General features: G+C 68.0%; 22 protein-coding genes. 15 read left to right on the top strand and 7 right to left on the bottom strand.

The features are described from left to right. Positions 1-10 precede the first annotated feature (10 nt). The 5 genes from ACQPYM_RS26005 to ACQPYM_RS25985 form a co-directional block, all read right to left on the bottom strand. Positions 11-1,009 carry an ABC transporter permease gene (locus ACQPYM_RS26005; protein WP_433004982.1) on the bottom strand — a complete coding sequence of 333 codons (999 nt, stop codon included), beginning with the start codon at positions 1,007-1,009 and terminating at the stop codon, positions 11-13. A gap of 62 nt (positions 1,010-1,071) precedes the next feature. Next, on the bottom strand, positions 1,072-2,610 hold the full coding sequence (locus ACQPYM_RS26000) for an extracellular solute-binding protein (protein WP_433004980.1): 1,539 nt from the start codon (positions 2,608-2,610) through the stop codon (positions 1,072-1,074). Further along, on the bottom strand, positions 2,607-3,236 hold the full coding sequence (locus ACQPYM_RS25995; RefSeq protein WP_433004977.1) for a YesL family protein: 630 nt from the start codon (positions 3,234-3,236) through the stop codon (positions 2,607-2,609). The genes ACQPYM_RS26000 and ACQPYM_RS25995 overlap by 4 nt, the downstream gene beginning before the upstream one ends. A gap of 355 nt (positions 3,237-3,591) precedes the next feature. Further along, positions 3,592-4,221: a DUF1961 family protein gene (locus tag ACQPYM_RS25990; protein ID WP_433004974.1), complete on the bottom strand. Its 630-nt coding sequence runs from the start codon at positions 4,219-4,221 to the stop codon at positions 3,592-3,594. Positions 4,222-4,258: 37 nt separating this feature from the next. Then, positions 4,259-5,275 carry a LacI family DNA-binding transcriptional regulator gene (locus ACQPYM_RS25985; RefSeq protein ID WP_433004971.1) on the bottom strand — a complete coding sequence of 339 codons (1,017 nt, stop codon included), beginning with the start codon at positions 5,273-5,275 and terminating at the stop codon, positions 4,259-4,261. A 132-nt stretch (positions 5,276-5,407) separates the two neighbouring features. On the opposite strand from ACQPYM_RS25985, the gene ACQPYM_RS25980 reads away from it, so the two are divergent. The 14 genes from ACQPYM_RS25980 to ACQPYM_RS25915 all read left to right on the top strand — a co-directional run bounded on the left by ACQPYM_RS25980 (position 5,408) and on the right by ACQPYM_RS25915 (position 18,489). Continuing rightward, entirely contained in the window at positions 5,408-5,869 is a 462-nt protein-coding gene (locus ACQPYM_RS25980) for a hotdog fold domain-containing protein (protein ID WP_433004968.1), read from the top strand. 32 nt (positions 5,870-5,901) lie between these two features. Further along, positions 5,902-6,201 carry a hypothetical protein gene (locus ACQPYM_RS25975; RefSeq protein WP_433004965.1) on the top strand — a complete coding sequence of 100 codons (300 nt, stop codon included), beginning with the start codon at positions 5,902-5,904 and terminating at the stop codon, positions 6,199-6,201. 22 nt (positions 6,202-6,223) lie between these two features. Further along, positions 6,224-6,352: a CPBP family glutamic-type intramembrane protease gene (locus ACQPYM_RS25970; RefSeq protein ID WP_433004962.1), complete on the top strand. Its 129-nt coding sequence runs from the start codon at positions 6,224-6,226 to the stop codon at positions 6,350-6,352. Between the two features lie 24 nt (positions 6,353-6,376). Continuing rightward, the gene (locus ACQPYM_RS25965) at positions 6,377-7,543 is read left to right on the top strand and encodes a GNAT family N-acetyltransferase (protein WP_433004959.1); all 1,167 of its coding nucleotides are present in this window, start codon (positions 6,377-6,379) and stop codon (positions 7,541-7,543) included. Positions 7,544-7,620: 77 nt separating this feature from the next. Beyond that, positions 7,621-8,217, top strand: a complete 597-nt coding sequence (ruvC, locus tag ACQPYM_RS25960) for a crossover junction endodeoxyribonuclease RuvC (protein WP_433004956.1) — start codon at positions 7,621-7,623, stop codon at positions 8,215-8,217. 160 nt (positions 8,218-8,377) lie between these two features. Then, positions 8,378-8,980, top strand: a complete 603-nt coding sequence (gene ruvA / locus ACQPYM_RS25955; RefSeq protein WP_433004953.1) for a Holliday junction branch migration protein RuvA — start codon at positions 8,378-8,380, stop codon at positions 8,978-8,980. Between the two features lie 6 nt (positions 8,981-8,986). Next, positions 8,987-10,039 (top strand): Holliday junction branch migration DNA helicase RuvB, encoded by a 1,053-nt coding sequence (ruvB, locus tag ACQPYM_RS25950; RefSeq protein ID WP_433004950.1) that lies wholly within the window; start codon positions 8,987-8,989, stop codon positions 10,037-10,039. A gap of 201 nt (positions 10,040-10,240) precedes the next feature. Next, positions 10,241-10,729, top strand: coding sequence for a preprotein translocase subunit YajC (gene yajC / locus ACQPYM_RS25945; RefSeq protein ID WP_433004947.1), 489 nt, complete (start codon positions 10,241-10,243; stop codon positions 10,727-10,729). An 82-nt stretch (positions 10,730-10,811) separates the two neighbouring features. Next, positions 10,812-12,587 (top strand): protein translocase subunit SecD, encoded by a 1,776-nt coding sequence (secD, locus tag ACQPYM_RS25940; protein WP_433004944.1) that lies wholly within the window; start codon positions 10,812-10,814, stop codon positions 12,585-12,587. Next, positions 12,587-13,780, top strand: a complete 1,194-nt coding sequence (gene secF / locus ACQPYM_RS25935; protein WP_433004941.1) for a protein translocase subunit SecF — start codon at positions 12,587-12,589, stop codon at positions 13,778-13,780. Before secD ends, secF begins: the two co-directional genes overlap by 1 nt. A gap of 10 nt (positions 13,781-13,790) precedes the next feature. Beyond that, on the top strand, positions 13,791-14,330 hold the full coding sequence (locus tag ACQPYM_RS25930) for an adenine phosphoribosyltransferase (protein ID WP_433023387.1): 540 nt from the start codon (positions 13,791-13,793) through the stop codon (positions 14,328-14,330). A gap of 119 nt (positions 14,331-14,449) precedes the next feature. Continuing rightward, the gene (locus tag ACQPYM_RS25925; RefSeq protein ID WP_433004938.1) at positions 14,450-16,837 is read left to right on the top strand and encodes a RelA/SpoT family protein; all 2,388 of its coding nucleotides are present in this window, start codon (positions 14,450-14,452) and stop codon (positions 16,835-16,837) included. Positions 16,838-17,171: 334 nt separating this feature from the next. Then, the gene (locus ACQPYM_RS25920) at positions 17,172-17,828 is read left to right on the top strand and encodes a hypothetical protein (protein ID WP_433004935.1); all 657 of its coding nucleotides are present in this window, start codon (positions 17,172-17,174) and stop codon (positions 17,826-17,828) included. 10 nt (positions 17,829-17,838) lie between these two features. Further along, positions 17,839-18,489 carry an HAD family hydrolase gene (locus ACQPYM_RS25915; RefSeq protein ID WP_433004932.1) on the top strand — a complete coding sequence of 217 codons (651 nt, stop codon included), beginning with the start codon at positions 17,839-17,841 and terminating at the stop codon, positions 18,487-18,489. On the opposite strand, the gene ACQPYM_RS25910 is transcribed toward ACQPYM_RS25915, so the two are convergent. Continuing rightward, the gene (locus ACQPYM_RS25910) at positions 18,472-19,323 is read right to left on the bottom strand and encodes a hypothetical protein (protein ID WP_433004929.1); all 852 of its coding nucleotides are present in this window, start codon (positions 19,321-19,323) and stop codon (positions 18,472-18,474) included. The genes ACQPYM_RS25915 and ACQPYM_RS25910 overlap by 18 nt on opposite strands. 91 nt (positions 19,324-19,414) lie before the next feature. Next, the gene (locus tag ACQPYM_RS25905; protein WP_433004926.1) at positions 19,415-20,641 is read right to left on the bottom strand and encodes a DUF349 domain-containing protein; all 1,227 of its coding nucleotides are present in this window, start codon (positions 20,639-20,641) and stop codon (positions 19,415-19,417) included. Positions 20,642-20,914: 273 nt separating this feature from the next. On the opposite strand from ACQPYM_RS25905, the gene ACQPYM_RS25900 reads away from it, so the two are divergent. Continuing rightward, the gene (locus ACQPYM_RS25900) at positions 20,915-21,595 is read left to right on the top strand and encodes an MBL fold metallo-hydrolase (protein ID WP_433004923.1); all 681 of its coding nucleotides are present in this window, start codon (positions 20,915-20,917) and stop codon (positions 21,593-21,595) included. The last annotated feature ends 1 nt before the right edge of the window (position 21,596 follow it).

Here is a 21,596-nt window from a genome sequence, read left to right as displayed (position 1 = left end):
CCAACTCCTTTCAGAACAGTCCGCGCTGGCCGAGGCGCTTGGCCAGCAGGTTGGAGCCGAAGATCAGCACGACACCGACCAGGCCCTTGAACAGGCCGACCGCGGTGGCGTAGCTGAACGAGCCCTGGGTGATGCCGACGTAGTAGACGAAGGTGTCGAACACGTCGGCCACGTCGCGGTTGAGCGAAGTGGTCATCAGCCAGATCTGCTCGAAGCCGGAGTCCATCAGGTTGCCGGAGGTGAGGATGGCCATCACGACGATGGTCGGCTGGATCGACGGCAGCGTGATGTGCCAGAACTGCCGCCACCGCCCGGCGCCGTCCACCCGGGCCGCTTCGTACAACTGCGTGTCGACGCTGGCCAGCGCGGCCAGGTAGATGATCGTGCCCCAGCCGGTCTGCTTCCACAGCAACTGCAGCACGATCAGCGGGCGGAACCAGTCGGCCTGGGCGACATAGTCGACTCGCTGCCCACCGACGATGCTGTGCAGCCAGCCCGCGATCACGCCGAAGTCCACCGAGAACAGCAAGTAGGTCAGCGAGGCGACGATCGTCCAGGACAGGAAGTGCGGAATGTAGATCAGCGACTGGATCGACCGCTTCAGCACCCGGATGCGCAGCTCGTTCAGCAGCAGCGCGACCACGATCGGGGCCGGGAAGACGAACACGATCGTCAGCAGGGCGAGGATCAGCGTGTTGATCATCAGCCGGCCGAAGTCCGGCCCGCTGAACAGGGCCTCGAAGTGCTCGAGCCCGACCCACTGGCTGCCGGAGTACCCGAGGAAGGGCACGTAGTCCTTGAACGCGATGGTCAGGCCGTACATCGGCAGGTACTTGAAGATGATGAAGTAGGCCAGGCCTGGCAGCAGCAGGACGTACAGCCAGCGGTAACGCAGCAGATCCCGCCACAGCGGCCGCTGCCGGCCTCCCCGCCGCTTGCGCCGTGGGGATGATTCCGTCATCGGCAAGGCGGGGGGCACCACCTGGTTCGGCGCCAGCTCGGTGGCCATGGCGCCCTCCCTTCGCTAGAAGGGGCCCGGAACGTGCCCGGGCCCCTGCGTGGACCGGTGGATCAGCCGCCGACCTTGGCGGCCAGGTCGTTGGTCTCCTGGGCGATCTGGGTGCCGCCGCTGTCGTACCAGCGCTTGATCTCAGCCTTCAGCTGGTCCTCGGTGATCGCACCGGACAGGTACTTGATCCGGGCGTCGGAGATGATGTTCTGCAGCGACTGACCCTTCGAGACCGTGGTCGGCGCGAGGATGCCGAGCACCGGGTTGAACACTGCGGTCTTCAGGTCCTCGTTCATCAGCACGTCGAACTTCTCCCGCATCACCCGGCTCGGCGCGTCGTTCGGCCGCAGCGGGTAGGCACCCATCCCGACGCTGGCCCGGGTCCCGAGCTGGATGAAGGCCTTGTCCACGTCGTTCTGGATCGCCTTCACCTTCGGGTCTTCCTGGTTGATCGGTACGGCGTACTTGCCCTCGACCTTGAAGTTGCGGCCCTCGATGCCGTTGGTCAGCAGGACCGAGCCTTCCTTCGACTGCAGCTTGTCCAGCGTCTTCAGGGTCTCGTCCAGCTGCTCCTCGGTCCGGATGCGCTGCTTGGAGATCGCCATCACCGAGTGGTAGCCGGTGAACGGGTAGGAGAACTTCTTCCCGTCGTCCCGCTTCAGGTTCCCGACCAGGGTGACCTTGTCGAAGTCCTTCGGGCTCTTCTCCTTGAACATGTCGAGCAGTTGGGTGGCCCGCACGTTCACGTCGATGATCATGCCGCCCTTGCCCTGCACGAACGGGTCGTTCCAGTTCGCGGTGTCCAGGGTGGCGAAGTCCTTGTTGATCAGGCCTTCGTTCACCCACTTCTTCAGCCAGCGGTTGGCCTCCAGGAACTCCGGCGTGTCGAAGCCCGGAACCAGTTTGCCGTCGCGCTCGCCCCAGCCGTTCGGCGCGCCGAACCACGTCTCGATCACGTCGAACGGGCTGGCGCTGCTGTAGCCACCGGGCCACTTCGGGATGATCAGGCCGTAGGTGTCCTTCTTGCCGTTGCCGTCGGGGTCCCGCTCGGTGAAGGCCTTCGCGACCGCGTAGAGGTCGCCGACGGTCTGCGGCTCCTTCAGCCCGAGTTTGGCCAGCCAGTCCTTGCGGATCACGATGCCGGAGCGCAGCGCCGGCCGGACCCGGTAGATGCCGTACGTCTTGCCGTTGACCATCGAGTTCTTGGCGGTCTGCTCATCGGCCGGCTTGAGGTTCGGGTACTTGTCCAGCTTCCCGGTCAGGTCCCAGAAGGCACCCGCCTCGGCCGCCTTGACGAACGACGGGCTCTTCTCGTTGACCACCATCACGTCGGGGATGTTGGACGAGGCCAGCGTGACGTTCGCCTTGTCGCCGTACTCGGCGTTCGGCACCCAGGTGACCTTGAGTTTCTTGCCGATCAGCTTCTCGACGGCCTGGTGCATCTCGCCGTTCGGATCCGGTGCGGTACCGAACAGGTGTGCCATCACCGTCAGTTCGTTGCTCGAGGCCGGCTGTTCCTCGCTGCCGGAACAGGCAGTGGCGAGCAGTGCCGTCGACAGCGCGACGGCGACGGCGAGACGCCGGCGGGAGAAGATGGTCATGAGTTCCCTTTCAGGTGCAGGCGCGCCTCGTTCTCTTCGAAGAAGCGCAGGCAGAGCCACGTGTTCAGCTGGATCCAGCCGCCGCCCGCCAGTACCAGCCCGAGGACCGGGAAAGTGCTGGACAGGTAGGCGATCGTGACGAAAACGAAGAGCAGGACGACAGACGAGGCGGGCCGCGCGATCGCGACCAGCGATGCCTTGGGCAATAGTTCGCGCAACCGGAGGTCGTAGTGCACGGCCATCGGCAGCAGGTAGGCGGCGATCACGGCCAGCACGGCGAGGGCCACGAAACAGGCCAGCCGGGGGATCGACGCCTTCGCTCCCAGGGAAGCGAAGTACAGGTAGTTGCCGACCAGGGCGACGGTGACTGCCAGCAGCGGCAGCACCAGCAGCGAACCGCGGGCGAATTCCCGGCGGAAGCCGGCCCGGAAGGCGGGCAGAGCGTGAAACGATTCACCAAAAGACCTGCGTCTGGCCAGGTCATATGCTGTCAGCGTGGCGGGGCCGATACCGAGAGCGACCCCGCCCAGGAGGGTGAAAAGGATGCACAGGGCGTTCAGTTTGATCGCCCACAGCAGCTCGTCGGCCGCGTAGTACAGCCGGATCGACCAACCGGACACGCTCATGGCCGGCCGCCGGCCAAGCGGTGCGGCGAACTGGTGGGGCAGTGTTTCACGAGAGTCCCTGCCTTGTGACGGATGCGTTACGGGGGAAAAGTGATGTGACCATATGGTTGAATCGTCTCAATGTCAACGCTCTGGAAAGCGTTTGTCAGGAGTCGGTCAGGTCGAATGGCGTGGCGCGACGGGGTCGCTGGGCAAGCGGTTGCCCGTAACCGCGCTCAAGCCCGACGAAATCCGCAGCTTCGCGCGGAACGAGGGCTGGCCGGTCATCGCCGGCGTCAGAGCGTCAGAGCGTCAGAGCGGCGGGGCGTCGGCGCTGGTCGGGGCGGGGGCGGGCTGGCGCGGGGTGGGTCGGGTGTCAGGGAGTCGAGATGCGCAGGTTGGCGTAGTCGCCGATCATCGGGGCCATCTGGCGGAAGCCGAGCTTGCCGCCGGTCAGCGGCTGCTCGTCACGCCAGCTGAACGAGACCAGACCGTCGATCGAGAACGTGATCTCGCCGTCCTGGACCGACAGCCGCAGCGAGTACGGTCCTTGCGCGTCCAGCACCGCCGGCAACGGGTCCGGCCCTTGCGCGACGAGGTGGAAGCCGTAGCTCTTCCGCAGATTGCAGGTGTGTAGCGCGCGCTCAGTCGGCCAGCGGCGCCGGAAGTACGAGACGTGGTACGCATCCAGGTCGCCGTGGTGGTACTGCTCATAGGCGCCGGTCCTGGGCGCGAGGTCGAAGAGATCCTCGCCCTCCCGTCCCTTGGCGTGGAAGAACAGGATGCACAGGCCGGGTTCACGGATCGGCCAGAAGTCCCACTCGACAGTGATGTTCGGCCCGAAGTCCTCCGGGCACCACAGCACGACGTTGGGATCCTTCGTCTCGTCCTCCTGCGGTTTGCTCTCGAGCCGCAGCCGGCCGAGCGGGAAGGAGACGGCACCGTCGCCCTCCAGCCGGAATCCGTCCAGATCGGCCGCGGAGGCCAGGGCGTTCTCGTAGAGCATGCGCGGAGCCTTCCTGAGGATCTGAATGGGCGGCAGATCAGCCGCGGGTGAGGTCACTGGACTGACGAACCATGAGTTCAGGCTGGAAGATGACCTGTCGATGCGCGTGCCGCTCGCCGGCCTCGACCTCCTCCTGGAGGAGCTCCATCGCCGTCCGCCCGAGCAACGCGGCAGGCTGCCGCACCGACGACAGCGGTACTGCGGCCGCCGCGGCGAACCCGATGTCGTCGTACCCGACGATCGCCATGTCCTGTGGAACCCGCAGCTGGGTCGCGGCCATGGCCTGCAGCAATCCCAATGCCAGCAGGTCGTTCGCGCAGAACGCCGCCGTGGGACGGGACGCCGGTGGCAGGGCTGCCAGCTGTTCACCGACCGCTCGGCCGTGCTGGACGCCCATCACCTCGACCTCGAAGATCTGCAGGTCGACGTCGGTCGCGTCAGCCGCCACGGTGGTGATGCCGGCCAGCCGGTCAGCGACCTGCTGCATGCCGAGAGGCCCGCCGATGAAGGCGATCCGGCGATGCCCGGACTCGATCAGATGCGTTCCGGCCAGCCGTCCGCCGAGCTTGTCGTCGACCGAGACCGAACACATCCCGCCGTGATCCGCGGCGCGATCGACCAGGACCACCGGCGTACCGCGGGCCACGAGTGCGCGCAACTGTGGGTCGGCGCTGTCGAACGGGGTGATCAGTACGCCGTACACGCGTTGCTGCTCGAGCTGGTCGAGGTGATGGCCTTCGCGGACCGGGTCGGTCTTGCTGTTGCAGACCATCACCACGGTGTCGTTCTCGTAGGCGAGCTCTTCGGCGCCCTCGGCGAGGTCGGTGAAGAACGGGTTCGCGACGTCGAGCACCACCAGGCCGACGGTCCGGCTGCGGCCGGCGCGCAGATGGCGGGCGGCCTCGTTGCGGACGAAACCGAGGGCCTTGATGCTGTCCTGCACGCGTTTGCGGGTGGCGGGCGCGACGATCGAGGGCCGGTTGAGAACGTTGCTGACCGTACCGACCGAGACTCCGGCGCGGTGCGCGACCTCCTTGATGCTGGGAGTAGCCATCGCCCCTCTGAACCGTCTGTGGCGGACCTGCTCAGTGCTCGGCGGCAGTCTATCCGGGGTGAATTGAATCGTCTAAATCCTCGGTCCGGCGGGCACTCGACGACTAAGTGACTCCCGAGTAACATCCTCTCCATGACAAGTCAGGTGCTCGGGATGTGGGAGAAGCTGCGCGGCGTACCGGGTGGCTCGCGGCTGTTCTCGGTGGCGTTCGCGTGGAAGGCGCCGTACTTCCGGTCGGTCCGGCCGCGGTTCGTCCAGGTGAGCCCGAACTTCGCGTCGCTGGTGCTGCCGAAGCGGCGGGCCGTGCAGAACCACATCGGCACCGTGCACGCCATCGCGGTCTGCAACGGCCTGGAGGCGGCAATGGGCGCACTGGCCGAGGCAACCGTCCCGGCAGGCAAGCGCTGGCTGCCCAAGGGCATGGAGGTCGCCTACCTCGCCAAGTCCACCACAGACCTGACCTGCTCGGCCGAAACCGACCCAGCCGCCTGGACAGCCGGCCCCGAGGTCCCCGTCCAAGTCAAGGCAACCCGCACCGACGGCACCGTCGTAGTGCAGGGCACCATCAACCTCTGGGTCACCGACAAGAAGTAGACCTTTCGGCCGACAACGACAACACCCAGCCGATGTGGGAGCGATGGATACCCGTTGCCGTCGGCATGCTTCTGGTCCGGGTATTTCCCTGGCGGCTCGAGCGGAGCCCTGGTGGGCCACCGGACCGTCGGCAGGCCTGGGTGCTGCTGGGCTCGGCGGCGCTGTTCGCAGTACTGCTCAAACTGCTCGGTCTCGGGCTCTTCGAAGTACTGAAGGTCCTGCTCCTGCTGGCGCTGCCACTGGCTCTGTTCCGCTGGCGGGGCGGGAAGCCGACGGCTAACTGGCCGACCGACGTCCGCTGGGCACCGGCGCTGCCAGTAAGGCCGGCGTGAGCTGGGTGTCGACCTGGCGTCGGTGCTGGTGAACCAGGGTGTGCTGGGGTTGTTCCTGGGCTACCTGTGGAGCCGGTACCGGCGGATGTGGCCGTTGATCACCGTGCACGGCGCTATCAACTCGGTCGGGCTATTCCTGTCGCTGATGTGAAGGGTCGCGTCGTAGGGTCTGGGCGTGGCTGATGACTTGCGGTTGGTAGATGTCCGGAGCGAGCAGTTGGATGACGTACTCCGGGTGCGGTCGAGGTCCTTCGGGCTGCTGGATGCCGGTAGCCGGGAAGGCTGGAAGGCGGACGCGGAGGTGTTCATCGCCGACGGCCGGATGGTCGGGGTGGTGGATGGCGACGAGCTGATCGCGGCGGCCCGGTTCTGGCCGTTCCAGCAGTGGTGGGGTGGACGCAAGGTGCCGATGGCCGGGGTTGCCGGGGTGGTTGTCGCACCGGAGTACCGGGGGCGTGGTGTCGGCAGCAAGCTGATGCGCGGTGTGCTGGCCCGGAGCGTGGAGCAGGGCTACCCGCTGTCGGCTCTGTATCCGGCGACGACTGTGATCTACCGGCACCTGGGGTACGAGTTCGGTGGCGGCCGCTACCGGTACACCTTCCCTGCCGCAGAGCTGCGTTCGCTTGGTGGCAAGGAGGTTGAGGTCCGCCGTGCCGGTCCTGCCGACGCCAGCCGCTTCCTGGAGGTAGTGGCGCAACTGCACGCGGCTGGGCGGATCAGTGGGCCGCTGGTGTGGCCGGAGGACAAGGTGGCCGAGTGGCTGGGGGAGGACAACAGCTTCTGCTACCTGGCTGAGGACGGGTTCGTCGTCTACGGCTGGGCAAGCGGCAAGCTGCGGGTCGAGGAGTTGGTAGCCGGCTCCGAACCCACCGCCCGCGCACTCTGGTCGGTCGTCGGTTCCGGTTCGTCCATCGCGGCGGATGTGGACGCCTACCTCTCGCCGGACGACCCGGCGCATCTCCTGATCGCCAAGGAAGCCGCCAAGCACGCAGAGATCGAGCGCTGGATGCTGCGGGTCTTGGACGCGCCTGCAGCGATCGCTGCCCGCGGCTTCGCGCCAGGCGCATCGCTGGAGGTCGACCTGGAGGTGGACGACTCCGAGGTCGCCGCCAACACCGGCCGCTGGCACCTGTCCGTCTCCGACGGCTCCGGCTCACTCACACCGTCCACTGCCACCAGCGACTCCCTACGCCTCGGCTCCCGCGGCCTAGCCGCCCTGTACGCCGGTACGCCGCTCGCCTCGCTGCGCAAAGCCGGACTGGCGTGGGGCCCGGCCGACGCCGACGGGGCGATCGAGACAGCCTTCCGGGGCGCCACGCCGTACATGCTCGACTACTTCTGAGATCGCTGGCGCGTCGGATTTCGCTGGGCCCTGTCGGCGCGTCTAGGGTTGTCGAACAAACGTTCGGAGGTGATCCAGTGCGCGTGCTCGGTGTCGACCCGGGACTGACCCGGTGTGGGCTCGGCGTCGTCGAGGGCACCGCCGGACGGCCTCCGGCGCTGGTCGCGGTCGGCGTGATCCGGACCCCGGCCGACCTGGACGTCGCCAAACGGCTGGTGATGATCGAGGCGCAGCTGGACGAGTGGATCACCGAGCACCGGCCCGATGCGGTCGCGGTCGAGCGGGTGTTCGCCCAGCAGAACGTTCGGACGGTGATGGGCACAGCGCAGGCTTCCGGCGTGGCGATGGTGGTGGCCGCGCGGCGTGGGCTACCGGTCGCTCTGCACACTCCCAGTGAAGTGAAGGCTGCCGTCACCGGCTCCGGCCGGGCGGGCAAGGAGCAGGTGACCACGATGGTGACCCGGATCCTGAAGCTGGACGAGCGACCGACACCGGCCGACGCCGCGGACGCGCTCGCGCTCGCAATCTGCCATGTGTGGCGGGGCGGTGTAACTGGGCGGCTGCAGGAGGCCGCCGGGAGCCGGGCCAACCTGGAGGCGCTCGCCAAGGCGCAGTCCCGGCTGCAGGTAGCAAGACTGAAAGCCGCCGTCGCTGCCCAGGAAGGTCGGCGATGACCGCGGGCCGCGTGCGCGACCACGGAGCGTCGGCGATCAACGCCGGCGGTGGGAGTGGTGCGGGACGGGCGACGGTGACCGAGGGCTGTGACCGTGCAGCGCGAGGTGGAGCGATGATCGTGGCCAGGCATGCCCTGGCCGGGGTGCGAGGAGGAGAGCGATGATCGCGTTCGTGCGTGGCCCGGTGGCTGCGATCGGGCTGGACAGCTGCGTGATCGAGGTCGGGGGAGTCGGGCTGCAGTTGTACTGCCACCCCGGCACGCTGGCCACGTTGCGGCCCGGGCAGGAGTTCAAGCTGGCCACCTCGATGGTGGTGAGGGAGGACTCACTGACTCTCTACGGCTTCACGGATGCCGACGAGAAGGAGCTGTTCGAGCTGCTGCAGACCGCCTCGGGTGTCGGTCCGAAGCTGGCGCAGGCGGCGCTCGCAGTACTGAGTCCGGATCAGCTCAGGCAGGCCGTCGCCGCCGAAGACCTCGCGATGCTGGTGAAGATCCCCGGCGTCGGCAAGAAGGTGGCCCAGCGACTCGTGCTGGAGCTCAAGGACAAGATCGGTGCGCCGTCGCGAATGGTCTCCGGGCGTCCGTTGCAGGCGGGCGGCGCTTGGCGCGAGCAGGTGCACGCTGGTCTGGTCGGGCTCGGCTGGTCAGCGCGCGATGCCGACGACGCAGTGATCGCGGTGTCACCACTGGCCGCGGACACCGACGAGCCGTCGGTGCCTGATCTGCTCAGGGCCGCGCTCCGCGCGCTCTCGAAGGCGTAGCCGGCGATGGAAGACAACGTCAGGCCGCTGGTCTCCGCGGACTCCCTCGACATCGAGGAGCGCAAGATCGAGTCCGCGCTGCGGCCTCGCACGCTCGCCGAGTTCGGCGGGCAGCGCCGGGTCAGCGAGCAGCTGGAGCTGGTCCTGCACGCGGCACGCGGCCGCAACCGGGCACCGGATCACGTGCTGCTGTCCGGTCCGCCCGGGCTGGGCAAGACCACGCTCGCGATGATCATCGCGAGTGAGCTGGCGGCACCGCTGCGGATCACCAGCGGTCCGGCGATCCAGCACGCCGGCGACCTGGCGGCGATCCTGTCCGGCCTGAACGAGGGCGAAGTGCTGTTCCTCGACGAGATCCACCGGATGTCCCGGCCGGCCGAAGAGCTGCTGTACATGGCGATGGAGGACTTCCGGGTCGACGTGATCGTCGGCAAAGGGCCGGGCGCGACAGCGATCCCGCTGGAGATCCCGCCGTTCACCCTGGTCGGCGCGACCACCAGGGCGGGGCTGCTGCCCGGACCGCTGCGAGACAGGTTCGGTTTCACCGGGCACCTCGAGTTCTACGAGGCCACCGAGTTGGAGAAGATCGTCAACCGCTCGGCGGCGCTGCTGGAGGTCGATATCACCGCCGAGGCCGCCGCCGAGATCGCGTCCCGGTCCCGCGGCACACCCCGGATCGCGAACCGGCTGCTGCGCCGGGTTCGCGACTACGCCGAAGTACGGGCCGACGGCATCGTCACGCTCGCGCTGTCCAAGTCCGCCTTGGAGCTCTACGAAGTGGACCGGATGGGGCTGGACCGGCTGGACCGGTCGGTCCTGGACGCGCTCTGCCGGCGGTTCGGTGGGGGACCGGTCGGTCTTTCCACACTCGCCGTCGCCGTCGGTGAGGAGCGCGAGACCGTGGAGGAGGTGGCCGAGCCATTCCTGGTCCGGTCGGGTTACCTGGCCCGGACGCCGCGTGGCCGCGTCGCCACCCCGGCGGCCTGGCGGCACCTCGGACTGGCCGTTCCCAAGGGCGCGACCTTCGCCGACACGCTTTTCGACACGGAGGACGACTGACCTCGGGCACGAACCGGCCCGCCGGGACGTTGAAGGGGTGACGAGTAACTCAAACGTGACCCCCTGTTATGCGGCACTTGTTGCCGCCCAGGGTTAGACTCCCCGGTGGCCCGTACCCCCTGGCCATCCCGTTGCGACCCTGCGCGCTATGAGCAGAGCGTGCCGGGCACCCGTTCTCTCGACGAAGGATTCTGAGTCCCGATGGTTTTGATCGCCGCACCGATGGCCTCCTCCGGCGGTGGGGGCATCACGCTCCTGCTCCCGCTGATCCTGATCGTCGGGATGATTTGGTTCATGAGCCGTACCCAGCGCAAGCAGCGCCAGCGGCAGGCCGACACGGTCGCCGCCCTGCAGCCCGGGACGAAGGTGATCACCACCAGCGGCCAGGTCGGCATCGTCGAGGAGGTCGACGACGAGTACGTGACGCTGGAGATCTCCGACGGCGTCCTGGTCCAGTTCGTGAAGGCCGCGATCGGCCGGGTGATCCCGGAGGAGACCGAGGACGCCACGGCGACCGACGAAGCGGCGGACGACGCCGCCGACGAGACCGCGGCCGACGCCGAGGTCAAGACCGACGACGTCAAGGCCGAGGCCAAGGCTGATGTCAAGGACACCGTGGACGTGCCGGATGCCGGCGCCGAGAAGGCGCAGGACAAGTCCAAGTTGCCCCCCACGCACACCGAGAACTGATTTTCCGTCCTATCGGCGTGCGGCGCGCGGGGCATCCCGGTGATGCCCCCGCGCGCCCAGTAACGCAAAGGTTGAATCTGACGTGGCAACGACGACGACATCCCGTCCCGGGAGGAAACTGATCGTCCTGGGCGTCGTCCTGGTCCTGCTGTTCGGGATCATGGCGCTGGGCAAGACCTGGGGACCGAAGCTCGGCCTGGACCTGCGCGGTGGCACCACCATCACGCTGACGGCCAAGTCCCTGGCCGGCGGCGGCAACGTCACTGCGGAGCAGTTGTCCGAGGCGAAGAACATCATCTCGCAGCGGGTGAACGGCGCCGGTGTCGGTGAGGCGGAGATCGCCACGTCCGGTTCCGACCACATCACCGTGGCCGTGCCGGGTGCCAACCAGGACAGCCTGGTCAAGCAGGTCGGCCAGACCGCGTTGCTGTACTTCCGGGTGGTGTACGACATGCAGGCCGGCGCTCCGGTGCCGACCACGCCGCCGTCCGCGACGCCGACCGGCAAGCCGTCGACCACGCCGAAGCCGAGTACGACGCCCAAGCCCAGCACCACCGTCAAGCCCAGCACCACGGCCAAGCCGACCCCGTCTGCCACGCCGAACGGCCGGGCCTGGTCCAGCGTTCTTGGTAACGCGACGCCCACCCCGACGCCGAAGCCGACCCCGTCGGCCAAGCCGAGCACTCCGGTGCCGTCGACCCCGGCCGCGACGCCGTCGACCCCGCCGGCCAACAACGGCGACCCGTTGAGCTACCAGCCGGACGCGGCCATCCAGGCGGCCTTCGCGGCCTTCACCTGCAACAAGGACGCTCCGACCGACGACCCGAACAAGCCGCTGTTCTCCTGCAGCCGCGACAAGGCCACGAAGTACCTGCTCGGTCCCGCGATCCTGCTGGGCACCGACCTGTCCGACGCCACCGCGCAGATCCCGCAGGGCGGCTTCCAGTGGCAGGTCAACCTCAAGTTCACCGGCGAGGGCGGCGAGAAGTTCCTCAAGGCCACCACGACGATCTCGCAGCGTCCGCAGGGCTCGAACCTGTTCGCGATCGTGCTGGACGGCGAGACCATCTCGAGCCCGAGCGTGAGCGCCCCGATTCCGGGCGGTCAGGCCGAGATCACCGGTTCGTTCAGCGAGAGCGAGGCGCGCGACCTGGCCAACGTGCTGAAGTACGGCGCGCTGCCGGTCTCGTTCGACGTCTCCGAGGTCAACACGATCTCCCCGCAGCTCGGTGGCGACCAGCTGTCGGCCGGGATCACCGCGGGCCTGATCGGGCTCGGCCTGGTCATCATCTTCTCGTTCCTGTACTACCGCGGCCTCGGCCTGGTCGTGGTGCTGTCACTGGCGGTCGCCGCGGCGCTCACGTACGCCGCCGTCGTCCTGCTCGGCAAGACGATGGGCTTCACCCTGACGCTGGCCGGTATCGCCGGTCTGATCGTCGCCATCGGTATCACCGCGGACTCGTTCGTCATCTACTTCGAGCGACTGCGGGACGAGGTCAGGGAGGGCCGCAGCCTGCGCTCCTCGGTGGAGACCGGCTGGGCCCGCGCCAAGCACACCATCATCGCGGCCGACTCGATCTCGCTGCTCGCCGCGCTGGTGCTGTACGTGCTCGCGGTCGGCAGCGTGAAGGGCTTCGCGTTCACCCTCGGCCTGACCACGCTGATCGACCTGCTGGTCGTCTTCGTCTTCACCAAGCCGCTGGTGAGCCTGCTGGCCCGCACCGACTTCTTCGGTCACGGCCACAAGCTGTCCGGCCTCGACCCGGAGCACCTCGGCGTCGAGCGGCTGCCCGGCCAGCAGAAACCGTCCGTCCGCCCCGCGAAGCCGACGCGCAAGCCCGTGGGAGGCGAGGCCTGATGTCGAAGCTCGGAACCATCGGTGCCCAGCTGCACCGCGGTGAGGTCTCCTACAACTTCATCGGCAAGCGCAAGATCTGGTTCGCCGTCTCGATCGTGCTGGTGGTCGTCTCGCTCGGCGCGCTGTTCGTCAAGGGACTGGCGCTCGGCATCGAGTTCAAGGGCGGCGTCGAGTACCAGGCGAAGGTCAGGGTCACCGACAACACGGTCACCGACGTCAGCGATGCGGTCAAGGCGACCAACGCGAAGGATCTCGGCGACCCGGTCGTCACCACCATCGGCCAGGACCAGGTCCGGGTCCAGACCAAGCCGCTGAGCCAGGACGACATCACCAAGGTACGGACCGCGATCGCCCAGGAGGTGGGCGTCACGCCGGACCAGGTGAGCAACTCGCAGATCGGCGCCTCCTGGGGATCACAGATCGCGAACAAGGCGATCCTCGCGCTGATCGTCTTCCTGGTCGCCGTGTTCGGCGTGATCTGGGCCTACTTCCGCGAACCCAAAGCGTCGATGGCCGCGATCATCGCGCTGATCCACGACGTCCTGATCACGGTCGGCATCTACGCGCTGATCGGCTTCGACGTCACGCCCGCCACCGTGATCGGCGTCCTGACCATCCTCGGTTACTCGCTCTACGACACGGTCGTGGTGTTCGACAAGATCCGCGAGAACACCCGCGGCATCACCGGCTCGAACCGCTACACCTACAGCGACGCGACGAACCTGGCCGTGAACCAGACCGTCGTCCGGTCGGTCAACACCACGCTGATCGCCCTGATGCCGGTCGGCTCGATCCTGGTCGTCGGCACCGTCGTACTGGGCACCGGTCCGCTGAAGGACCTGTCGCTCGCGCTGTTCGTCGGTATCGCCGTCGGTGCGTACTCGTCGGTCTTCGTCGCACCAGCCCTGCTGGCCATGTTCAAGGAGCGCGAGCCGGGCATGCAGGCGCTCAGCCGCCGGGTCCTGGCCAAGCGCGCCCAGGCAGCCACGGCCGGCAAGCTGGTTCCGGCCGCCGCGACCGCTGGTGTTGCTGCTGGAGGTGGCGGGTCCGAGCCGGCTCGCAAGCAGGAGCGCCCCAAGGCAGGCAAAGCCACAGCCGGTACGCCGGTGGCCTCCAACCGGCCGGTCAAGTCGACCAGCGGGGCCGGACGGCCGCAGCCGAAGCGCAAGCCGCGCTCCAAGCGCGGTAAGTGAGAGCGTGCTGATGCGTTCGCTGGACGAGGTACTGAAAGACGGCATCCGCGACATCCCGGACTACCCGCAGGCGGGGGTGGTGTTCAAGGACATCACCCCGCTGCTGGCCGACCACGCCGGCTTCAGCCAGGTGGTGGAGGCGCTGGCCGCCTCCGGCCGGGATGCCGACGGCAACGTCGTGGTCGACAAGGTGGTCGGGATCGAGGCACGTGGCTTCATCCTGGCCGCTCCGGTCGCGCTGGCGCTGGGCGCGGGATTCGTCCCGGTCCGCAAGAAGGGCAAGCTGCCCTCGGCGACGTACGAGGAGTCCTACGCGCTCGAGTACGGCGAGGCGACCATCGAGGTGCACCAGGACGCGTTCGAGCCGGGTGACCGGGTGCTGGTGATCGACGACGTGCTCGCCACCGGCGGCACCGTCGAGGCCTGCCTGCGCCTGGTACGCCGCTGCGGTGCCGAAGTCACCGGTACTACGGTGCTGCTCGAGTTGTCGTTCCTGCCGGGCCGGGAGCGGCTTGCGGGGGAGCGCGTCGACGCTCTCGTCACTGTCTGAAGTCATCCGGCCACGCCCTTTCGGCGTGTTGTCCACAGGCCGTGTCCGCCGCGTTGACTGCTTCCCCCTAGACTGGTGGTCTGTCAGCGGAGGGATACGACGTGGGCGAAGACCCGGCGATGACTTCAGCGGTTCCTGACGTGGTACCGCACGAGCCTCCACGCGCGCCCGCGGGCCGCCCGGTGGCCAGTCCTTCGCCGTCTCCAGCCGCCGCACCGCCTTCGGCGCAGCCGCCAAGGATCGCGCCGGCCCGGGTTCGCGCCCGGCTGGCCCGCCTCGGTGGCACCCGCCACCCAAACCGGGCGCCGATGCTCGAGCCGCTCTTCCGGGTGGTCCGGGCGACCCACCCCAAGGCCGACCTGGCGATCATCGAGCGCGCCTACCGGACGGCCGAGAAGCACCACACCGGCCAGCTGCGCAAGAGCGGTGACGCCTACATCACCCACCCGCTCGCGGTGGCGACGATCCTGGCCGAGCTCGGTATGACCGCCCCGACGCTGTGTGCGGCGCTGCTGCACGACACCGTCGAGGACACCGACTACACGATCGAAGAGCTGACCAAGGACTTCAGCGAAGAGATCGCCATGCTGGTCGACGGCGTCACCAAGCTGGACAAGGTCAAGTACGGCGAGTCCGCGCAGGCCGAGACGATCCGCAAGATGGTCGTCGCGATGGCCAAGGACATCCGGGTGCTGGTGATCAAGCTCGCCGACCGGCTGCACAACATGCGCACGCTGGGCTTCCTGCGGCAGGAGAAGCAGGAGCGGATCGCCCGCGAGACGCTGGAGATCTACGCTCCGCTGGCGCACCGGCTCGGTATGAACACGATCAAGTGGGAGCTCGAGGACCTGTCCTTCTCGACCCTGCACCCGAAGGTGTACGACGAGATCGTCCGGCTGGTCGCCGAGCGCGCGCCGTCCCGCGACGAGTACCTCGCCTCGGTGATCGACCAGGTGCACGAGGACCTGCGCGCCGCCAAGGTGAAGGCGACCGTCACCGGCCGGCCGAAGCACTACTACTCGATCTACCAGAAGATGATCGTCCGCGGCCGCGAGTTCGGCGACATCTACGACCTGGTCGGCATCCGGGTCCTGGTCGAGTCGGTCCGCGACTGTTACGCCGCGCTGGGCGTCCTGCACGCGCGGTGGAACCCGGTGCCCGGCCGGTTCAAGGACTACATCGCGATGCCGAAGTTCAACATGTACCAGTCGCTGCACACCACCGTGATCGGCCCGCAGGGCAAGCCGGTGGAGCTGCAGATCCGGTCCTTCTCGATGCACCGGCGCGCGGAGTACGGCATCGCCGCGCACTGGAAGTACAAGGAGGACCCGAACGCGCCGGCTCCGGAGGTGGGCGCGCCGCCGACCACCGAGATCGGCGCCCCGAACGACATGCCCTGGGTCCGGCAGCTGGTCGACTGGCAGCGGGAGACCTCCGACCCGTCGGAGTTCCTCGACTCGCTGCGATTCGAGATCAACAACTCCGAGGTCTACGTCTTCACTCCGCGCGGTGACGTGATGTCGCTGCCGACCGGTTCGTCGCCGGTCGACTTCGCCTACGCGATCCACACCGAGGTCGGGCATCGCTGTATCGGCGCCCGGGTCAACGGGCGGCTGGTGCCGTTGGAGAGCACGCTCGAGAACGGCGACGTGGTCGAGGTGTTCACCTCGAAGGCGCAGGGTGCCGGGCCGTCGCGCGACTGGCTGATGTTCGTCAAGAGCCCGCGCGCACGGAACAAGATCAAGCACTGGTTCTCCAAGGAGCGCCGCGACGAGGCGATCGAGCACGGCAAGGACGCGATCGCCAAGCAGCTGCGCAAGGAGGGCCTGCCGCTGCAGCGCCTGCTCTCGCACGAAACGCTGACCGCGGTCGCCAACTCGCTGCGCTACCCCGACGTGACCGGCCTGTACGCCGCGGTCGGGGAGAGCCACGTGAGCGCGCAAGCCGTCGTACGGCGGCTGATCGAGACGTATGGCGGCGAAGAGGGTGCGGCGGAGGATCTCGCCGAGGGCCTGCGGTTGCCGGCCACGCGGGAGCGCCGCAAGCGGACCGCTCGTGGTGACGCCGGTGTCATCGTGAAGGGCGCGACGGACGTGCTCTCGAAGCTGGCCCGGTGCTGTACGCCGGTGCCGGGCGACGAGATCATCGGCTGGGTCACCCGCGGTGCGGGCGTCTCGGTGCACCGCGCCGACTGCGCCAACGTGGAGAACCTGCAGACCCAACCGGAACGCATCGTCGAGGTCGAGTGGGCGCCCACCGCGCAGTCCGTCTTCTTGGTCGCCATCCAAGTCGAGGCGCTCGACCGGGCTCGCCTGCTCTCGGACATCACGCGAGTCCTCTCGGACTACCACGTGAACATCCTGTCGGCGGCGCTGACGACGACACGCGACCGGATCGCCAAGTCCCGCTTCACCTTCGAGATGGGCGACCCGACCCACCTGGGTCACGTCCTGAAGGCCGTCCGCTCAGTAGAAGGCGTCTTCGACGTCTACCGAGTCACCCAGTAACGGGTCCCACAACAACAGGCCGCAGCTAACCCGCCGCGGCCTGCTACTACTCGGCGCAGGAGCCCTAACAGCCTGCAGCTCACCCGAGAGCACGTCGCCCACTACCCCAGGCTCTCCCGGCAGCCTGGGCACACCCGGTGGGCCCGGCGGCTCCGGCACGCCAGGCGGCCCCAGCACTCCGGGCGGGCCCGGCACCGCCACCCCGGGTGGTCCGGCGTCGGTGGGGCCGACGCCGGGGGCTTCGCCGCCAACCTCGGCGTCGCCGGCTCCGGTTCTACCGGCGGTCCGGCCGTGGCGGCCTGGCCGTGGTCAGATCCAGCCGCAGGCGAAGCTCGTGGCTGTCCTAGCGGTCGAGAAGCTGCTGAGTCGGCCCAACTCGGTCGTTGAGGTGATCGACGCGCAGTACGGCGGACTGCTGGCTTCAACCGCGAGTGTGCTCGTGCCGTGCCGTCAGCACACCGTTGCCAACGGCAAGCTAATCACCGGCGGCACCACCGTCGACGTACGACTCGCCAGATCAGCCAACACCTGGCGAGTGACGGCCATGTATCCCGCGAAGCCAGGCAAGGCGACGACTCAGCTTTCCGCCGCCGCGCGGCAGGTGCTGGCCAGCGAGCGCATCATTCTCCCGCCCGCCTCAGCTGCCGACATCCGCTCGGGAACCATCGAAGACACCGTCCTGACCGCGATGCTCACCCTCTCCGAGACCTACCGCCTGGGCATCAGCGTGATCCGCTCCGGTCACCCGCTGAACGTCTTCGGTACCAACCGCCCCAGCGACCACCCCCGCGGCCGCGCGTTCGACACCTGGCAGATCAACGGCCGCGCCGTCGTCGACCCGTCCACCCCTCGCACCCTCATTACCAACTACATGCGAGCCACCGCCGCCACCGGCTCCCACAACGTAGGCGGCCCGTACCAACTCCCCGGAGCCACCTACTTCTCCGACCAAACCCACCACGACCACATCCACGCCGGCTACCGCCCTTAGGGGCGAGGGAATGGACCGACCTGACCAGCCAACCACCGTTGTCCTGGACGCGATGGGAGTGCTGTACCGCCACGGCAACGTCGTGAAGAACCTCCTCGCGCCATACCTGAGAAGCAAAGGCTGCCAAGAGTCTCCAGCCACCATCCTCGCGACGTACCACGCCTGCACCCGCGGCGAGATCAAGACCGCCGAGCTGTGGGACATCCTCGGAGTACCGGACACCGCGAGCGACGCGGAGTACTGCACAGCGCACGAAACCACCCCCGGCCTCATCCCGCTCCTCGACCACCTCACGTCAGCCGGCCTGACGCTGGCCTGCCTCACCAACGACACCGCAGAGTGGTCCGCCATCCTCCGCCGCCGCTTCGGCCTCGACCGCTACATCAAGCACTGGTACGTCAGCGCAGACCTAGGTGTCCGCAAACCCGATCCCCAGGCGTACAACGCCGTTCTCCACGACCTGAACGCCGACCCATCGACAATCCTTTTCATCGACGACCGCGGCCCCAACCTCCTCCCAGCGCAAGCCTTAGGCCTCCAAACCGCCCTCTTCACCAGCGACGACACCGACAAACACCCCATCCCACCCAACACCCCAGTCCTCCACACCATGCCCGACCTAGCCCGCCTAGCCACCCCACCCTCACCACCGCCGAGGTAACCGAGGCCACTGACACAAGAACTCACCCACCGCGAGCTCCAACGCCGGGTAGGACCCCCAGACGTCGGTGCGCTGTACCGAGATGATGTGCCAACCGGCGTCCGCCAAGTCGGCGCGGCGCTCTCCGTCTCGTGCTTTCTGGCGATCCCGTGAATGCCAGCGATCGGAGTCGTACTCCAACCCAAGCCGCCGCCCGTCCACCGGCTCCGGATAGCCCAGATCGACCCGGCACTCCCGCTTCGCCGTCTTGATCCGTACTTGCAACTCCGGTCGCCCGAAGCCGGCATCGATCAACCGCAAACGTAGCCAGGACTCGCCAGGGGACTCGGCGCGGCCGTCGGCGTACTTGAAGATCTGGCGGGCCTGCAGTTCACCCCGGTGGCCCGCGTAGTCGTCCAGGACGGCTTCCAGAGCGGCGCGGTCGGCTCGGCCGGAGCGGAGGAGCGCGTCGACCGCCGACAGCGCGAACGGTCGGGGCAAATGCAGGGCCAGTTCGACGCCCGTCGCGATCGGACTGACGACCTTCACCCCAGCGAGCTCCACGACATCGGTCGGCGTGTTCTTCCAGCGGAGAGGGACGGTGTCGGCCGGACTGAGCGCCGTGGTGGGGATGCCGTGGAGCCAGGCGGCCGTCTCACCGCAGGCGACTGCATTTGGCGGAATCACCAGAGCGGCCGCGGCGGCCCGGAGTTCGCTCGTGTCGGGCATGTCGACGGCGACGTACACGCCGGTCAGCAACTGGCGGATCTCACCGGCGGCGAGCAGCCAGTTCAGCTTCTTCCCGGCCTGGCGCCCAGTGAAAGGCAACCCGCCGAAGAACGGTGGGAAAGACATCGGCACAGGATGTCCGATGAGGGACACCCTGTGCTTTCAGTTGTCCACAGGACTGGGTCAGCTGAAATCGTTCAGCGCGTCTGGGCCTGGGTCAGCTGAAGTCGTTCAGGGCGTTTTGGGCTTGGGTTAGCCATTCTCGGCGGGCGGCTATGGCCTCGCGGGCTTCGGTTGCTTTGCGGGTGTTGCCCTGGGCCTCGTGTTTGGCGGCTTGTTTTTCCAGGTCGGAGATCAGGGACTGGAGTTGCTTGACGGTGGCTTCGGCGCGGGCTCGGGCCTCGGGGTTGCTGCGGTTCCAGACCTCGTCCTCGGCTGACTTGACCGCCTGCTCGACCGCGCGCAGGCGGGCGTCGATGGAGCGCATCGAGTCGCGCGGGACCTTGCCGATCGCGTCCCAGCGGTCCAGCAGGACGCGTAGCTGCTCGCGGGCGGCCTTCGGGTCCTCGACCGGGAGGATGCCTTCGATCTCGACCAGCAGCGCTTCCTTGGCGGCCAGGTTCGCGACCTGCTCCTCGTTCTCCTCGGCCTGTACTGCGTCGCGCGCGCCGAAGAACGCGTCCTGGGCGCTGCGGAACCGCGCCCACAGCTTGTCGTCGACCTCGCGCGGAGCCGGCCCGGCGGCCTTCCACTGCCGCATCAAGTCGCGGAAGCGGCCCGAGGTCGGGCCCCAGTCGGTCGACGTCGACAGCGCCTCGGCCTCGGCGGCCAGACGCTCCTTCACCACGGCGGCCTCGTCCCGCTTGGAGGACAGCTCGGCGAAGTGCTGCTTGCGGTGCCGCGTGTACGTAGTACGGGCGGACGAGAAACGATGCCACAACTCGTCGTCGCTCGACTTGTCCAGCCGGGGGAGGGCCTTCCACTCGTCCAGCAGTTCGCGCAGCCGGGTGACGCCGTGCCGCCAGTCGGTGCCGGCGGCGATCGTCTCGGCCTCGGTGGCGATCTTGGTCTTGGCCTCGCGGGCCTCCTCGACCTTCGCCGCGCGTTCGGCCTTCTTCTTCTCGCGCTGCTGGGCGACCAGCGGGGTGAGCGCCTCCAGCCGGGTCCGCAGGCCGTCCAGGTCGCCGACGGCCTGGGCCTCGTCGATCGCGGTGGACACCTTCTTCACCGCGGCCCGCGCGTCGTCGGGCGAGACGGTGCCCGCCTGGACCCGCTTCTCCAGCAGGTCCACCTCGAACGCCAGGGCGTCGTACCGGCGGGTGTAGAAGGCGAGTGCCTCCTCAGGGTTCGCGTCCGGCCACTGGCCGACCGCTCTCTCCCCGTCCTTGGTCCGAACGAAGACCGTTCCGTCCTCGGCTACCCGGCCCCAGCTTTCCTCGGCCACAACTCGCCCCTTCCGGCGGTATGTACTGCGCTCGTGCCCATTCTGGTCAGTTCCCGGTTCATCCGGGCGAACAGGGTCCGTCTGGGCGCGTCGGGAACTGTCCCCACGCGTATCACTGAACAATCACAAACTCCCGGCCACTACGCAACGGGGTTGCCATCACAATCGGGCAGAGAAAGAGCAACCGGCGATCGGCGGGTTCATCCGGTTCGTACTCCGTACACCGTCACCGGTAGCCTTGACTGGTCCCTAACCGCTCCAGGAAGGTCTGCCGTGCTCATCGCCGGGTTCCCCGCGGGTCCGTGGGGTACGAACTGCTACGTCGTCGCCACCGGCCAGGGCGCGGAATGCATCGTCATCGACCCCGGAATGGACGCCACCGGCGGAGTCGAGCAGGTGGTCGCGGAAAACAAGCTGAAGCCGGTCGCCGTGCTGCTCACGCACGGGCACATCGACCACATGTTCTCCGTACTCCCGGTCTGCGGAGCCTACGACAGCACCGCCTGGATCCACCCCGACGACCGGCACCTGCTGGCCGACCCGATGGCCGGGATCAGCCCGGAGAGCGCGCGGATGCTGCTCGGCGGTGACCACTCCTTCGCCGAGCCGGACGACGTCCAGGAGCTCAAGGACGGTCAGCAGCTCGAGCTCGCGGGGCTGAAGTTCACGGTCGACCACACGCCGGGTCACACCCGCGGCTCGGTCACCTTCACCACGCCGTACCTGGGTCCTGAAGAGGTGCCCGCGGTGCTGTTCTCCGGTGACGTCCTGTTCGCCGGGTCGATCGGCCGGACGGATCTGCCCGGCGGCGACCATCCCACCATGCTGCATACGTTGGCCACCAAGATCCTGCCGATGCGCGACGAGATCGTCGTCCTGCCGGGTCATGGCGGCCAGACCACGATCGGCCGGGAAAAGGCGACCAACCCTTACTTGCAGGACCTGGAGACATAAG

This window comes from Kribbella sp. CA-294648 (genome assembly GCF_050943845.1).
GTDB lineage: Bacteria > Actinomycetota > Actinomycetes > Propionibacteriales > Kribbellaceae > Kribbella.
The sequence above is the reverse complement of the archived record's forward strand: the minus strand, read 5'-3'. Positions and strand labels throughout refer to the sequence as shown.

Excerpts from the sequence above, each read along its gene's own strand:
- ACQPYM_RS25925 (WP_433004938.1), top strand. The coding sequence starts at position 14,450 with ATGACTTCAGCGGTTCCTGACGTGGTACCGCACGAGCCTCCACGCGCG.
- ACQPYM_RS26005 (WP_433004982.1), bottom strand. The coding sequence starts at position 1,009 with ATGGCCACCGAGCTGGCGCCGAACCAGGTGGTGCCCCCCGCCTTGCCG.
- ACQPYM_RS26000 (WP_433004980.1), bottom strand. The coding sequence starts at position 2,610 with ATGACCATCTTCTCCCGCCGGCGTCTCGCCGTCGCCGTCGCGCTGTCG.
- ACQPYM_RS25985 (WP_433004971.1), bottom strand. The coding sequence starts at position 5,275 with ATGGCTACTCCCAGCATCAAGGAGGTCGCGCACCGCGCCGGAGTCTCG.
- ACQPYM_RS25975 (WP_433004965.1), top strand. The coding sequence starts at position 5,902 with ATGTGGGAGCGATGGATACCCGTTGCCGTCGGCATGCTTCTGGTCCGG.
- yajC (WP_433004947.1), top strand. The coding sequence starts at position 10,241 with ATGGTTTTGATCGCCGCACCGATGGCCTCCTCCGGCGGTGGGGGCATC.
- ruvA (WP_433004953.1), top strand. The coding sequence starts at position 8,378 with ATGATCGCGTTCGTGCGTGGCCCGGTGGCTGCGATCGGGCTGGACAGC.
- ACQPYM_RS25995 (WP_433004977.1), bottom strand. The coding sequence starts at position 3,236 with ATGAGCGTGTCCGGTTGGTCGATCCGGCTGTACTACGCGGCCGACGAG.
- ACQPYM_RS25930 (WP_433023387.1), top strand. The coding sequence starts at position 13,791 with ATGCGTTCGCTGGACGAGGTACTGAAAGACGGCATCCGCGACATCCCG.
- ACQPYM_RS25980 (WP_433004968.1), top strand. The coding sequence starts at position 5,408 with ATGACAAGTCAGGTGCTCGGGATGTGGGAGAAGCTGCGCGGCGTACCG.
- ACQPYM_RS25910 (WP_433004929.1), bottom strand. The coding sequence starts at position 19,323 with ATGTCTTTCCCACCGTTCTTCGGCGGGTTGCCTTTCACTGGGCGCCAG.
- ruvB (WP_433004950.1), top strand. The coding sequence starts at position 8,987 with ATGGAAGACAACGTCAGGCCGCTGGTCTCCGCGGACTCCCTCGACATC.
- ACQPYM_RS25990 (WP_433004974.1), bottom strand. The coding sequence starts at position 4,221 with ATGCTCTACGAGAACGCCCTGGCCTCCGCGGCCGATCTGGACGGATTC.
- secF (WP_433004941.1), top strand. The coding sequence starts at position 12,587 with ATGTCGAAGCTCGGAACCATCGGTGCCCAGCTGCACCGCGGTGAGGTC.
- ACQPYM_RS25915 (WP_433004932.1), top strand. The coding sequence starts at position 17,839 with ATGGACCGACCTGACCAGCCAACCACCGTTGTCCTGGACGCGATGGGA.